Genomic DNA, 12,710 nt, shown 5'->3' on the forward strand with positions numbered 1-12,710 from the left:
ATGGTGGAGATAGCGATGACGGACCTTTTGAATATACCGGTGAAGCTGGCCGATGGTCGCGAGACAACGCTGAACGATCACCGCGGCCAGGTGATTTTGGTCGTCAATGTCGCCTCCAAATGCGGCCTCACCGTTCAATATGAAGGGCTTGAGAAGCTCTATGAGGACAAGCGAGAGCGCGGCTTCGTGATTGCCGCCTTTCCGGCAAACAATTTCAAGGGGCAGGAGCCGGGTACGGATGCCGAGATCGTCGAGTTCTGCACGCTGACCTATGACGTGAAGTTTCCGATCTTCTCGAAGATCTCCGTCAAGGGCGGGGACAAGCATCCGCTCTACCAGAACCTGACGGCGGCTGCCGGGACTGCCGTCGGCGAAGGTCCGATGCGGGAGCGGCTGCGCAGCAATGGCCTGGCGACCGACGATAAGAGTGAAATTCTCTGGAACTTCGAAAAGTTCCTGATCGGTCGCGATGGCAAGATCGTGGCGCGGTTTGCGCCTGACGTGACGGCAGATGACCAGCGACTGGTTTCGGCCATCGACAAGGAACTTTCAAAGACCGCCTAAGACCGGCTATTAAGCCGGAGCGACTGCTGCGCCGTTCAGAAACAGGTCGGCGCACATTTTCGCCCGGGCCGCGATCTCCTCAATCCCCGGCGCCGGCTGCTGGCGCAGCATGGCGGCGCGCTGGGGCTCCATGGCCATCATGCCGCGCAGCATGCCGCAGGCCGCATGCGGGTCTTCGAGAGCGATGACGCCGCGATCAACCTGCTTGCGCAGCCACCCCTCCATCAGCGCATTCGTTCGGACGATGGCTTTTTCGTAGAAGGAAGCGGAGATCTCGGGGAAGCGGTCGGACTCGCCGATCACAAGCCGCATCATCGTGATTGTGTCGTCCGAAAGCGTCAGCATGCCGTAAGCCATCAGCATCCGCTCCAGTCCCTGGCGAAGATCGGCCGCGGCAAGCGTAGTCGGGTCGAGAGCCAGCAAAAAGCGTCCAATGCGATCGGTGATCAGGTCGGAAAAGAGGTCGGCTTTCGTCGGAAACAGCCTGTAGAGCGTCTTCGTCGAGACGCCCGCTTCCTGCGCAATATCCGCGATGCACGCCGTTGCATATCCGTTCGCGTGAAACTGCTTGTTGGCAGCCTCGATGATGACGCTCCTGGTGTCCTCGTCGCACCGCGCCTGCGGTCTGCCGCGCGGCCTTCTCTCGATCTTGTGATTTTGGACCATCGGTATTTTCCAAATTCAAGTTGACATCCATTTTATAGAGCATATTTTGGAAAACGTCAATTTTCCATTTTGTGCATCAGAGGCTGCATCGCTTGCGACGGCGGCCATGATCCGGAGAAAACAATGACCGCCCAGAAGCTGCATGCTCTGAACAACAACGCCGATCCAACCGCCGTAGCGGTCGCAGAGGTGATCCCGGAAACGCTTGAAGCGAGCAAGCCGCCGCACGCGGAGGCGCCACGCGCTGCCGCTGACGTGCCGCAAGCCCGCAAACGAGCCGGCCGGTTGCTCCTGCTTGGCGCAGCCGCCCTCGCGATCGTGGCCGGGGGTGCCTACTACGGACACGATTACTGGACGGTCGGTCGCTTCCACGTGTCGACCGACGACGCCTATGTGAAGGCGGACAACAGTGCGATCGCGCCGAAGGTTTCCGGCTACATCGCCCGGGTACTCGTCAACGACAACGAGACCGTCAAGGCGGGTCAGCCGCTTGCGCGTATCGATGATCGCGACTTCCGAGCCGCGCTCGACCAGGCGAAGGCCGACGTTGCCGCCGCGGCGGCGACGCTGAATGCGAAGGAGGCGGCCCTCCAAATCCAGCAATCGACGATCGCCGCCGCCCGCGCCACGGTCGAGGTCGACAAGGCCAACGAGACGTTCGCCGAGCAGAACAACAAGCGCTATTCGAGCCTGGCCACCAACGGTTACGCCCCGGTCCAGACCGCGCAGCAGGCCGCCTCGCAGATCGCGGCAGCACAGGCGACCATCGTGCGCGACAGCGCCGCCCTCGATGCAGCCGTAAAGCAGGTCGATCTTCTGAATGCCGAGCTTGCCCAGGCAAAGGCTGCGCTCACCCGCAGCCAGGCGCTTGAGCGCCAGGCCGAACTCAATCTCTCCTATGCCACGATTGTGGCGCCGGTCGATGGCTCCGTTGGCAACCGTACACTGCGCGTTGGCCAGTACGTCCAGGCAGGCACGCAGCTGATGTCGGTCGTTCCCACCAGCGCGGCCTATATCGTTGCGAACTACAAGGAAACGCAGCTGACCGACGTGCATGCCGGCCAGCCTGTCGAGATCGAAGTCGATACGTTCCCGGGCCGCACTTATCACGGTCACGTCGACAGCATCGCACCGGCCAGCGGCCAGGAATTCGCGCTGCTGCCGCCGGACAACGCCACCGGAAACTTCACGAAGGTCGTCCAGCGTATCCCGGTCAAGATCGTGCTCGACGGCAATGGAGCGGCAGCCGGCGATCTTCGCCCCGGCATGTCGGTGCAGCCAAGCATCAACACCAAGGCCGCCGATGCGGCCGATGGGGCCTGACCGGAGAGGATGAGGGTGGTGCCATGTCTACCACAACTGCAACCGTTGCCCCCGTCTCCCAGCCGGGCGCCAGCGTAAAGGATTGGATTGCCGTACTTGCCGGGATGATCGGCGCGTTCATGGCAATCCTCAACATCCAGATCACCAACGCCTCGCTCCTCGATATCGAGGGCGGCATCGGCACCGGCGTTGACAACGGCGCCTGGATCTCGACGTCGTATCTGATCGGTGAGATCGTCGTCATTCCGCTGACGGCGTATTTCAGCAGCGTCTTTTCCTTCCGCCGCTACATTCTCGTCAATTCGGTTCTCTTCCCGATCTTTTCGATCGCCTGTGCCTTCGCCCACGATCTCGGCACGATGATCCTGCTGCGTGGCCTGCAGGGATTTGCCGGCGGTGTCCTCATCCCCATGGCGTTTACCATGGTGCTTACCAAGCTCCCCAAGTTTCAGCAGCCTCGCGGCCTCGCACTCTTTGCCCTGTCCGTCACCTTTGCCCCGGCCATTGGCCCGACGATCGGCGGTTATCTCACGGAGAACTACGGCTGGCAGACGATTTTCTTCATCAACGCGCTCCCGAGTGCCATCATGGCCGCTGCGCTTGCCCTGACGCTCGAGAAGCAGCCGATGCAGCTCCGCCTGCTGAAGGAAGGTGACTGGGCCGGCATTGTTACCATGGCGATCGGCCTTTCCGCCCTGCAGACGGTGCTCGAGGAGGGAAACAAGGAGGACTGGTTCTCCTCGCCTTTCATCGTCAAGCTCAGCATCGTGGCGTTCGTCTTCCTCGCTGCCTTCATCTGGATCGAGCTGACGGTTCAAAAGCCCCTGGTGAAGCTCAGTCTCCTGAAGCAGCGCAACTTCGGCATTGGCGTTGCCGTCAATGTGCTCGTCGGCGTCGCGCTGTTCGGGACCGTCTACATCCTGCCGCAGTATCTGGGACAGGTGCAGCGTTACAATGCCGAGCAGATCGGCAATGTCCTGGCCTGGACCGGCCTGCCGCAGCTGCTGCTCATTCCCCTCGTTCCGCTGCTGATGAAGCGCTTCGACGCCCGCTATATCGGTTTCCTCGGCATTTCGATCTTCGCGATCAGCTGCTTCATGAACATCACGCTGTCAGCGAACAACGCCGGTGATCAGTTCTGGATTCCGAACATCGTGCGGGCGATCGGCCAGGCCCTGGTCCTGACCCCGATCACCGCAATCACGACCGCTGGTATTGCTGCGTCGGATGCGGCGGCTGCCTCGGGCCTGACGAACATGCTGCGCAACCTCGGCGGCGCGGTCGGCACGGCGTCGCTTGGCACGATCCTGACCGAGCGCGAGCAGTTCCATTCGAATATCATCGGGCAGTCTGTAACGCTGGCTCGCGATGAGGTTCGTGATCGCCTCGCCCAAACCACCAACTACTTCCTGGCACACGGCGTCTCCGATCCGGCAGTCGCCAGCCAGAAAGCCATCGTCGCCTTGGGTCAGATCGTCAGACGTCAGGCTCTGATCCTTGGCTTTAGCGACACCTTCGCTGTGATCGGCGTCGTGCTGGCCATTGCCGCCTTCGCCCTGTTGCTCACGCGCAAGGCGCAGCCCGGTGGCGGCGCCGGCGCCCACTGAACAGCGCAATTGAACCGAATCAATGCATGACTGCGGCCGGACTCGATCCGGCCACAGTCATGTTCTGCGGTAGTGACGGCGGAATTCGCTTGGCGAACAGTGTTCGCGATCCTGAAACAGCCGCGAAAAGTAGAAGGCATCGTCAATACCGACGGCATACGCAATCGCCTCGATCGACCGATCCGATGTCGTCAGCAGCTGCTTGGCCCGATCGATACGAAGGCGCAGCTGGAAAGCCTTCGGCGACAGGCCGAGGGCAGCCTGGAAATGCCGCCGCAGCGTTGCCGGCGACATGCCGAATTCTTGTGCCAGCGAATGCATGTCCACCGGCTCGAAAGCCCGGCGCTGCAAGGTCTCGATGATCAACTCGATCTCGACGTTCGCCCCGTTGTCGCCGCCGGCGTTCGCATGGCGCGCGGATTGGACGGCGATGCGGTGAAGCGTCGCTGCCGCCGAAGCGAGGCTGAGCGGATCGCCTGCGGCAAAGTCCGAATGAAGCGCGCCGAAGAGGTGCTGCATCTCACGCAGGTTCTGTAGACGCACCACCGGTTCTGTCGGCGAGATCAGGCGCTGGCGGATCAGGTCTGCGATCAGCGTCCCCTCGAAGAGAGCCCATCTCTCCTCCCAGCTCGTTCCGTTCGTCGGGCCATAGGAATGTAATGTGCCGGCCGGCAACCAGAAGAGCGACGGCCCGTTGATCTCTTGAAGGCCCGCCTTCGCTGTCTGCAGCGTGCCATCCCCGGCCTCGACAAGGACGACCGCGTGCATTGGCAGGCGGCGGTTGGTGATACGCGCTCCGATGCGCTGCCGGCCAAACCCCGTGACGGCGAGCGCCATGCCTTCGGAAGAGGGCCAACGATAGAGAGCGATCGGCGCTTCAGTCATGAGCGAAAAGTCCAGTCGCTCTTTCCGTCCATGGCAAGTTTATCTCCAGTGTCTCACATATGCAGCGTCCATTTCGCTTTGGGAGTGATCGAAATGTCAAGTCTTGCCCTGGATCAGCGGCCAGCTCAACCACCGGCGATCGACTTGGTCGCCAACGGGAAAGTCCTTTCGACCGCAGCGAACCGGTTGGGCGAACTCAAGCCGACGGATCCGTCGATCGGCGTGGAGGCGATCCGCAGGCTTTATCACGAAAACGGCTATGTCTGGTTGAAGCGCTTTCTCGATCCCCAAGTGGCCAATGCGTTTCGCGGCTGGGTTTTTTCGCATCTGGCGCGCGGCGGGCTCGTCGCGCCAGGCACCGATCCGATGCTCGGGCTATCCGCCGGCACGGGTTTGGACAAAGGCCAGGTGGATCGCATTTTGATGTCGCTCGTCCGCTCGGTCGCCTTCGAGGGTTTTTGCGCGCAGCCGCGGCTTGCGCAGTTCATGGATGAGTTTCTTTCCGGCATCTCCTACCTGCACAAACGCAAGATCATGCGCTTTACCCAACCCGGTACGACGACAGCGACGCCGGCGCATTACGATCTGGTCTATCTACGTGGCGGCACCAACCGGCTGGTGACGGCCTGGATTCCGATCGGCGACACCCCAGTCGACATGGGTGGTCTCGTGTACCTCGAGGGCTCGCATGCCATTGGTGTGCGCATGGAGGAGGAGTTTTCCAGAAAGAGCCTCGACCTGTCTGCGGAAGAAAAGATCAGTGCCTTCAACCGCAACATGACCGAGGGCGGCTGGGTATCGAAGGACCTGCCCGACATGGCAGAGCGCTTCGATACGCGCTGGCTGGTCGCCGACTACGAGGCCGGCGATGTCGTGTTGCACAGCCCTTACATGATCCACGCCTCGACCACGAACCAAAGCGCCTCGAACAGGATCAGACTGTCGACGGATATCCGCTATCAAAACGTCGATGACGAGATCGATGCCCGATGGGGCAACCACTGGACCCTGGGGGACATGCTCTAGGGCACGGCCTCATTGCCGTGCCCATGGCGACTCAGTGGCCGCCCTGCTTTTTCCGCTGACGGGCATTGCGGGCGAACATGTTGAGCACCTCCACCAGCGCCGAGAAGGCCATCGCGGCGTAGATGTAGCCCTTCGGCACATGGTAGCCCATGCCCTCTGCGAACAGCGTCATGCCGATCATCATCAGGAAGGCCAGCGCCAGCATGACGATGCTCGGGTTCCTCTCGATGAAGTTCGCGAGCGGCTTTGCCGCGACCAGCATGACGGTTACGGCCACAACGACGGCGACGACCATGATGGGGACGTGTGGGGTCATGCCGACGGCGGTGATGATACTGTCGACCGAGAAGACGATATCCAGCAGCAGGATCTGGCCGATCGCTGCGGTAACGCCTCTTGTTGCTGATGAAACAATGAAATCCTCGTTGTGATCGGCCGGATCGACGTTGTGATGGATTTCCTTCGTCGCCTTCCACAACAGGAACAGACCGCCGACAAGCAGAATGATGTCCTTCCAGGAGAAGCCGTGACCGAACAGTTCGAAGACCGGCGTCGTCAGCGTAACGATCCAGGCAACCATGCCGAGGAGGGCAAGTCGCAGCACGAGGGCAAGGCCGATGCCGACCTTGCGTGCTCTCTCGCGATGCTCAGGTGGCAGCTTGTTGGTGAGAATCGAGATGAAGATGAGGTTGTCGATCCCGAGGACCACTTCCATCACCACCAGAGTGATGAGGGCCACCCAGGCGGCCGGGTCCTGAACGAGCATCATAATGTCTTGCATCGGCGTTTATCCCCTTGCGCCACACAAATTGACGCTCGCAATGTACGGACGCGGCCTGCCTTGGCAAGCGCGCAAGGGGATATACGAAAGCAAGGCGCGTTTTATTCCTTTATGGGAATCCAGATTTCCGTCAGGCCCATGCCGGTATAGGGGTCGAAGCGGTCGTCGTAACGCTCGAACATGTCGGGCATGTTGCCGAACTCCATGCCTGCGTTCGGCATCCAGCTCCCGAAAATCTGGTGCATCGTAGCGGGAATGCCGGAGACGTGGCCGCGATGAGCAAAGACCGCATACCGCTGACCGGGTATCTTCAACGTGGCAAAGCCGTCCGGCAGGTCGCTGCTGTCGTCGACAGCCACGGCCGCCATGTAGCGGAATTTCTCTGTCTCTCCCTCGATGTGCGTGCAGACGCCATAGGCGACATTGCCGACCTGGCCGGGAATGCTGCCGAAATGAACATTGAATTTTTGCCAGAGCGAGGGAATCGCGGCATTGCCGCCATAGGGATATGTCTCCTGCAAGCCGGCAAATAGCATCGGCGGCAAGGTTTCAAATCGTGGCGGCTCGAGTTCGGGAAGGCGGGCGGGATCCATTCTGATCGGCTCCAGTAGTGCGAGGTTGCGCGTGTGCCCCTGCTTGCGGACGGCCTCAGGTGTCAGGCCGAACTGGTCGCGAAAGGCGCGAGTGAATGCCTCGTGCGAGCCATAACCCGCGTCGAGGGCAACCTCGAGAATGCTCTCCGGCTGATCGACGAGCGTCCGTGCCGCGCCGCTCAGACGGCGGGCGCGGATATAGCCGCTGATCGAATGCCCGGTGACGAGTCCGAAGACGCGCGAGAGGTGGTAGCGCGAAAGGCCGGCAACGTCCGAAATCTCTTCCAGAGTAATGTCGTTGCCGAAATGACTTTCGATGAACCAGATCGCACGTCCGACGGCGCTCATTTCTTCTCCCTGGCTGCATTCCCTTCATAGCGAAGGGCAGCAGGCCGCGTTTGATCCCTGTTGCGGGATTCTGGCGCGGACGGAGAAAGAAATCAAAGGTGTGGGTTCAGGATCGCTTCTTGGTGCCGTACGCGGCGGTGAAGACGCGGATGGCGCCGTTGACCACGCGATCCATCTCCTCGCGCGGAGGAGGGGCGTCCATGTCGCCGAACAGCCGCAGCTTGAAGAAGCTTCCGCCGCAGAGCTCCAGGAACTGGCGGGCGGCAAGCTCTATGTCGTCGATCTCGAAACGGCCGGCCTCGACCTGGCTCGTCAGGAAGTCCTTCAGCACCGTCCGGATGTTCTCGGGGCCGGTGAAAAAGCGCTGACAGAGATGCGGCATGCGGTCGCGGACGCCGATGACCGTACGCATCGCATTGATGACCTTATCCTCGGTCAGATGGCTGACAAAGGTCATCCCGAAGTCGTGCAGCGCAACGTCGGGATCATTGGATTCCTTGAGAGTATTGCGCACGCTGGCGACGAACGCCGCGCGCTCGCTCTCCATCATCGCGGTGAAGAGCTCTTCCTTGTTGGCGAAGTAGACGTAGAGCGTTCCTTTTGAAACTCCCGCCTCGCGCGTTACATCGTTCATGCTCGCGGCATCGAAGCCAAGTTTCATGAAAACGCGGCGGGCGCCGTCGAGAATTTGTTTGCGCTTGGCAGGGTCTTCGCCCGCGGCCCATCGGCCGCCTGTCGAGGGAAACTCATCCACGCGCGTATCGGAAAGCTCTGTCATAGCTCCTTAACCATATCCGCATCAGCGAACTTTTCGTTAATAAAATCGAACCGGGTGGTTCGATACAGCTTGATATGAATGGAAAAAGGTTCTATGTCAACTGAACCGAACCGTTCAGTTCGATTAAATTCACTCAATTTGCCGGTAGTCGCCCATGTCGTCCAGTCCAAAAGCCAATGTTGCCCGCATCGTCAGCGAACCTGCTGAAACCGAGGGCAAGGCTCAGGAAGCAGCAGTCCCCACCGCGGAAGCACCGCGCGCGCCGCAGGCTCCTGCCGACACGCAGGCCGTTCCCGCTGAGAAGAAGAAAAAGCGCAGTCTTGCCCTGCCAATCATCGGCCTTGCGCTGCTCGCAGGCGCCGCATGGTACGGCTACGATTGGTGGACGACGGGCCGTTTCCTGGTCTCGACCGACGACGCTTACATCGAAGGCGATATCGCGACGATCTCGCCGAAGGTTACCGGCTATGTCGCCAAGGTGAACGTCGTTGCCAACCAGAATGTCAAGGCCGGCGACGTTCTGGCCTCGCTGGACGACGGCGACTACAAGCTCGCCCTCGATCAGGCGGTGGCTTCTCTCGATACCGAAACGCTCTCGCTGCAGCGTATTGACGCGCAGATTGCCGGTGGTCAGGCAAGCCTCGACCAGGCCAAGGCCCAGAAGACGGCTTTGGAAGCCACCGTTCGCGGTGCGCAGATCACACAGACCCGCGCCGCGGAACTGCAATCCAAGTCTGTCGGTACGACCGCTAACCTCGACGCCGCGAACATTGCTCTCGACCAGGCAAAGGCAAACCTGATTGGCGGTGATGCGGCGATCGCATCCGCGGAAGCAAATGTAACGCTGCTGCAGGCGCAGCGCCGCGAGGCCGAAGGCACGATCCGCCAGCTCGAGCTTGCGCGCGACAAGGCTGCCCGCGATCTCTCCTTCACGGTCCTGAAAGCGCCCTATGATGGCGTCGTCGGCAATCGCTCGGTGCAGGAGGGCGATCTGGTGTCGCCCGGCCAGCGTCTGATGGCGCTCGTCCCGGTTCGTCAGCTCTTTATCGACGCGAACTTCAAGGAAACGCAGATCCAACATCTGGTGCCGGGCTCCAAGGTCAACGTGCATGTCGATGCTTATGGCGACCATCCGATCGTCGGCACGGTTGAATCGATTTCGCCGGCTTCCGGCTCCGTCTTCTCGCTGCTGCCCCCGGAAAACGCCACGGGCAACTTCACGAAGATCATTCAGCGCGTGCCGGTTCGTATCTCGCTGCCGCAGGATGCTCTCGACAGCGGTCGCCTGCGCGCAGGCCTGAGCGTGGTTGTTGATGTCGACACGCGCACGGCGCCGGATGCGACCAAGTAAATCCTGACGAGGTAGGCCGATGGCCGCGAGCGCAACAGTTGGAACCGTTCCGGCCACTCCAGCGGCCACGGATCATATGGATCCACGCAAGCTCATCGCGTTCTTCGCGATGGTGCTCGGCATGTTCATGTCGATCCTCGATATCCAGATCGTGTCGGCATCGCTTGCCGAAATCCAGGCTGGCCTCAGCGCTGGTTCGGACGAGATCGGCTGGGTGCAGACCTCCTATCTGATCGCCGAAGTCATCATGATTCCGCTGTCGGGCACGCTCGCGCGCATCGTCTCGACACGATACCTGTTTGCGGCTTCCGCTGCTGGCTTCACCATGGCGAGCGCGCTCTGTGCGACGGCGACGAACATCGACCAGATGATCGTCTACCGCGCCATCCAGGGCTTCATCGGCGGCGGCATGATTCCGTCGGTCTTTGCGGCAGCCTTCACGATCTTCCCGCCCTCCAAGCGCAGCATCGTCTCGCCGATCATCGGCCTGATCGCCACGCTTGCTCCGACCATCGGCCCGACGGTCGGCGGCTATCTCAGCCACGCCTTCTCGTGGCACTGGCTGTTCCTGGTCAACATTGTCCCGGGCATCATTGTGACGATCGTCACTTGGAATTTCATCGATTTCGATAAGCCGGAATTCGCGCTGATCAAGAAGTTCGATTGGTGGGGCCTGTTGTCGATGGGCGTCTTCCTCGGCGCGCTTGAGTATGTGCTGGAGGAAGGCAATTCCAACGACTGGTTCAACGACAGCTATATCTTCATGGGCGCGATCGCCTCTGCAATCGCTGCCGTTGTCTTCTTCTATCGGGCCTTCACCGTTGATTTCCCGGTCGTCGACCTGAGGGCCTTCACGAACCGAAACTTTGCCTTCGGCTCCGTGTTTTCCTTCGTCATGGGTATCGGCCTCTATGGCTTGACCTATATCTACCCCGTCTATCTCGGGCGCATTCGCGGCTATGACTCGCTGATGATCGGCGAAACGATGTTCGTATCGGGCCTCGCGATGTTCTTCACCGCGCCAATCGCCGGAAAGCTGTCGACGAAGATGGATCTGCGGCTGATGATGGTGATCGGTTTCGCCAGCTTCGCGGCCGGTACCTACATCATGACGCATCTGACCCAGGACTGGGACTTCTACGAGCTCCTCATTCCGCAGATCTTCCGCGGCTTCGGGCTGATGATGTGCATGGTGCCGATCAACAATATCGCGCTCGGCACGATGCCGCCGGCCCGTATGCGCGGCGCGTCGGGCCTCTTCAACCTGACTCGCAACCTCGGCGGCGCCGTGGGGCTGGCGATCATCAACACCGTGCTGACGAACCGGCAGGATGTTCATTACGAGCGGCTGCGCGAGAATATCGATTGGGGAAATCCCGCCGCGATCGACCAGATGAACAACATGGCGGCGAACTTCGACGCCTACGGCATGGATGGCGCGGTTGTTGCCATCAAGCAGATGGTCGGGCTCGTGACGAAGCAGGCAATCGTCCTGTCCTTCAGTGATGTTTTCCTGATGCTGACCGTGCTGTTCCTGGCGATGATCTTGGGCGTTGCGATGCTGGACAAGCCTGCACCCCAAGGCGGAGGTGGCGGCGGCGGAGGCCACTGACCACTCTTGAAATCAGGGTTTAGGGCCGGCTTGGGACACCACGCCGGCCCTCATTTTTTGCATAAAGATTTGACGTGAACGGAAACGTTTGCAGTTTTTGATTTACGTACATCAAATTTGGAGCTAAAGGTCTCGTCAGGAGGAGAGATGAGGCCAACAGTCCACGATATCGCTGCTGCGGCAGGCGTCAGCCTGGCAACCGTTGACCGGGTTTTGAACCAGCGGCCGGGCGTGCGTCACGTGACGCGCGAGAAGGTCGAGAACGCCATTCGCGAGATCGGCTATGTCAGGGACGTTGCCGCTGCCAATCTCGCCAAAGGCCGGACCTATCCGCTCGTGTTCATCCTTCCGACCAGCGACAATTCTTTCATGCATGGGCTGAATGACGAGGTGCAAGCCGCGATTGCGCGGTCGTCCGTGGAGCGAACGCAAATCCGCACCGTCGAGGTGCCGGCGTTCGATCCGGGCGCGCTCGTCGGGGTTCTGGACGAACTTGGAGAAGAGCGGCCTTCGGGGGTCGCGCTTGTCGCCACCGATGCGCCTGAGGTGCGCGACGCTGTCGATCGGCTGGTGAAGGACGGTATTCCCGTCGTGACGCTGGTTTCGGATCTCACCGGTTCGCAGCGGCATCACTATGCCGGTGTCGACAATATTGCCGCCGGACGCACAGCCGCACGGCTGCTGGGGCGTTTCTTGGGCGGCAGCAAGGGGGAGGTCGCGGTGCTCGCCGGCTCGATGCTGGTCCGCGACCATCGCGAACGCCTCGAGGGTTTTGCTGCCGTCATGGCCGCGGAGTTTCCATCGCTCTCCATCCTTCCCGTCATTGAGGGGCGCGACGATCCTGACATGGCGCATATGCTGGTGGCGGATGCGTTGTCGAAGAAAAGCGACATCATCGGCGTCTACAGCCTCGGCGCCGGTAATCGCGGCCTGATCAAGGCACTGAAGGAAAAGGCGGTCGACCGGTCGCTGACGGTCGTCGCGCACGAATTGACGGCCCATACTCGCGCCGCGCTCCTTGATGGAACGATTGATGCAATTCTGAACCAGAATGCAGGCCATGAGGTGCGCAGCGCTATCCGCGTCCTCAAGGCGAAGGCGGACGGACTTTCCGTCATCGAGGCGCAGGAGCGCATCCGCCTCGACATATTTCTGAAAGATAATCTGCCGTAACGG

At 60.8% G+C, this 12,710-nt stretch carries 12 protein-coding genes; 7 read left to right on the forward strand and 5 right to left on the reverse strand.

Annotated elements, in window-relative coordinates; all coding sequences use genetic code 11:
* Nucleotides 1-15: 15 nt before the first annotated feature.
* Complete coding sequence (locus AF71_RS21365) at nt 16-564, forward strand: glutathione peroxidase (RefSeq protein ID WP_018856513.1); 549 nt, start codon at nt 16-18, stop codon at nt 562-564.
* A 9-nt stretch (nt 565-573) separates the two neighbouring features.
* Here the strand turns inward: AF71_RS21365 and AF71_RS21370 are convergent, their stop codons facing one another.
* Nucleotides 574-1,230, reverse strand: coding sequence for a TetR/AcrR family transcriptional regulator C-terminal domain-containing protein (locus AF71_RS21370; RefSeq protein ID WP_018856514.1), 657 nt, complete (start codon nt 1,228-1,230; stop codon nt 574-576).
* A 123-nt stretch (nt 1,231-1,353) separates the two neighbouring features.
* On the opposite strand from AF71_RS21370, the gene AF71_RS21375 reads away from it, so the two are divergent.
* Nucleotides 1,354-2,553 carry an HlyD family secretion protein gene (locus AF71_RS21375; protein WP_018856515.1) on the forward strand — a complete coding sequence of 400 codons (1,200 nt, stop codon included), beginning with the start codon at nt 1,354-1,356 and terminating at the stop codon, nt 2,551-2,553.
* A 23-nt stretch (nt 2,554-2,576) separates the two neighbouring features.
* Entirely contained in the window at nt 2,577-4,160 is a 1,584-nt protein-coding gene (locus AF71_RS21380) for a DHA2 family efflux MFS transporter permease subunit (RefSeq protein WP_169682958.1), read from the forward strand.
* Between the two features lie 57 nt (nt 4,161-4,217).
* Here AF71_RS21380 and AF71_RS21385 read toward each other — a convergent pair whose 3' ends face one another.
* Nucleotides 4,218-5,045, reverse strand: a complete 828-nt coding sequence (locus AF71_RS21385) for an AraC family transcriptional regulator (RefSeq protein ID WP_018856517.1) — start codon at nt 5,043-5,045, stop codon at nt 4,218-4,220.
* A 93-nt stretch (nt 5,046-5,138) separates the two neighbouring features.
* Here AF71_RS21385 and AF71_RS21390 point away from each other — a divergent pair, with 93 nt between their 5' ends.
* On the forward strand, nt 5,139-6,071 hold the full coding sequence (locus AF71_RS21390; protein WP_169682960.1) for a phytanoyl-CoA dioxygenase family protein: 933 nt from the start codon (nt 5,139-5,141) through the stop codon (nt 6,069-6,071).
* Nucleotides 6,072-6,102: 31 nt separating this feature from the next.
* On the opposite strand, the gene AF71_RS21395 is transcribed toward AF71_RS21390, so the two are convergent.
* From AF71_RS21395 to AF71_RS21405, 3 genes are all read right to left on the reverse strand, one after another.
* Complete coding sequence (locus AF71_RS21395; RefSeq protein ID WP_113471958.1) at nt 6,103-6,852, reverse strand: TerC family protein; 750 nt, start codon at nt 6,850-6,852, stop codon at nt 6,103-6,105.
* Nucleotides 6,853-6,953: 101 nt separating this feature from the next.
* The gene (locus AF71_RS21400) at nt 6,954-7,793 is read right to left on the reverse strand and encodes an AraC family transcriptional regulator (RefSeq protein ID WP_018856520.1); all 840 of its coding nucleotides are present in this window, start codon (nt 7,791-7,793) and stop codon (nt 6,954-6,956) included.
* Between the two features lie 106 nt (nt 7,794-7,899).
* Complete coding sequence (locus tag AF71_RS21405; RefSeq protein WP_018856521.1) at nt 7,900-8,571, reverse strand: TetR/AcrR family transcriptional regulator; 672 nt, start codon at nt 8,569-8,571, stop codon at nt 7,900-7,902.
* Nucleotides 8,572-8,725: 154 nt separating this feature from the next.
* Here AF71_RS21405 and AF71_RS21410 point away from each other — a divergent pair, with 154 nt between their 5' ends.
* The 3 genes from AF71_RS21410 to AF71_RS21420 all read left to right on the forward strand — a co-directional run bounded on the left by AF71_RS21410 (nt 8,726) and on the right by AF71_RS21420 (nt 12,707).
* Nucleotides 8,726-9,922, forward strand: coding sequence for an HlyD family secretion protein (locus tag AF71_RS21410; protein ID WP_113471957.1), 1,197 nt, complete (start codon nt 8,726-8,728; stop codon nt 9,920-9,922).
* Between the two features lie 19 nt (nt 9,923-9,941).
* Complete coding sequence (locus AF71_RS21415) at nt 9,942-11,534, forward strand: DHA2 family efflux MFS transporter permease subunit (RefSeq protein ID WP_018856523.1); 1,593 nt, start codon at nt 9,942-9,944, stop codon at nt 11,532-11,534.
* Nucleotides 11,535-11,681: 147 nt separating this feature from the next.
* Nucleotides 11,682-12,707: a LacI family DNA-binding transcriptional regulator gene (locus tag AF71_RS21420; protein ID WP_113471956.1), complete on the forward strand. Its 1,026-nt coding sequence runs from the start codon at nt 11,682-11,684 to the stop codon at nt 12,705-12,707.
* Nucleotides 12,708-12,710: the final 3 nt, after the last annotated feature.

It is taken from the genome of Rhizobium sp. 57MFTsu3.2, assembly GCF_012932765.1.
In the GTDB taxonomy this organism is placed as follows: Bacteria; Pseudomonadota; Alphaproteobacteria; order Rhizobiales; family Rhizobiaceae; genus Rhizobium; species Rhizobium altiplani.

Bases quoted from the DNA above. Each gene is read 5' to 3' on its own strand.
- AF71_RS21370 (WP_018856514.1), bottom strand. From the start codon at position 1,230: ATGGTCCAAAATCACAAGATCGAGAGAAGGCCGCGCGGCAGACCGCAG.
- AF71_RS21375 (WP_018856515.1), top strand. From the start codon at position 1,354: ATGACCGCCCAGAAGCTGCATGCTCTGAACAACAACGCCGATCCAACC.
- AF71_RS21410 (WP_113471957.1), top strand. From the start codon at position 8,726: ATGTCGTCCAGTCCAAAAGCCAATGTTGCCCGCATCGTCAGCGAACCT.
- AF71_RS21385 (WP_018856517.1), bottom strand. From the start codon at position 5,045: ATGACTGAAGCGCCGATCGCTCTCTATCGTTGGCCCTCTTCCGAAGGC.
- AF71_RS21380 (WP_169682958.1), top strand. From the start codon at position 2,577: ATGTCTACCACAACTGCAACCGTTGCCCCCGTCTCCCAGCCGGGCGCC.
- AF71_RS21405 (WP_018856521.1), bottom strand. From the start codon at position 8,571: ATGACAGAGCTTTCCGATACGCGCGTGGATGAGTTTCCCTCGACAGGC.
- AF71_RS21365 (WP_018856513.1), top strand. From the start codon at position 16: ATGACGGACCTTTTGAATATACCGGTGAAGCTGGCCGATGGTCGCGAG.
- AF71_RS21395 (WP_113471958.1), bottom strand. From the start codon at position 6,852: ATGCAAGACATTATGATGCTCGTTCAGGACCCGGCCGCCTGGGTGGCC.
- AF71_RS21420 (WP_113471956.1), top strand. From the start codon at position 11,682: ATGAGGCCAACAGTCCACGATATCGCTGCTGCGGCAGGCGTCAGCCTG.
- AF71_RS21390 (WP_169682960.1), top strand. From the start codon at position 5,139: ATGTCAAGTCTTGCCCTGGATCAGCGGCCAGCTCAACCACCGGCGATC.
- AF71_RS21415 (WP_018856523.1), top strand. From the start codon at position 9,942: ATGGCCGCGAGCGCAACAGTTGGAACCGTTCCGGCCACTCCAGCGGCC.
- AF71_RS21400 (WP_018856520.1), bottom strand. From the start codon at position 7,793: ATGAGCGCCGTCGGACGTGCGATCTGGTTCATCGAAAGTCATTTCGGC.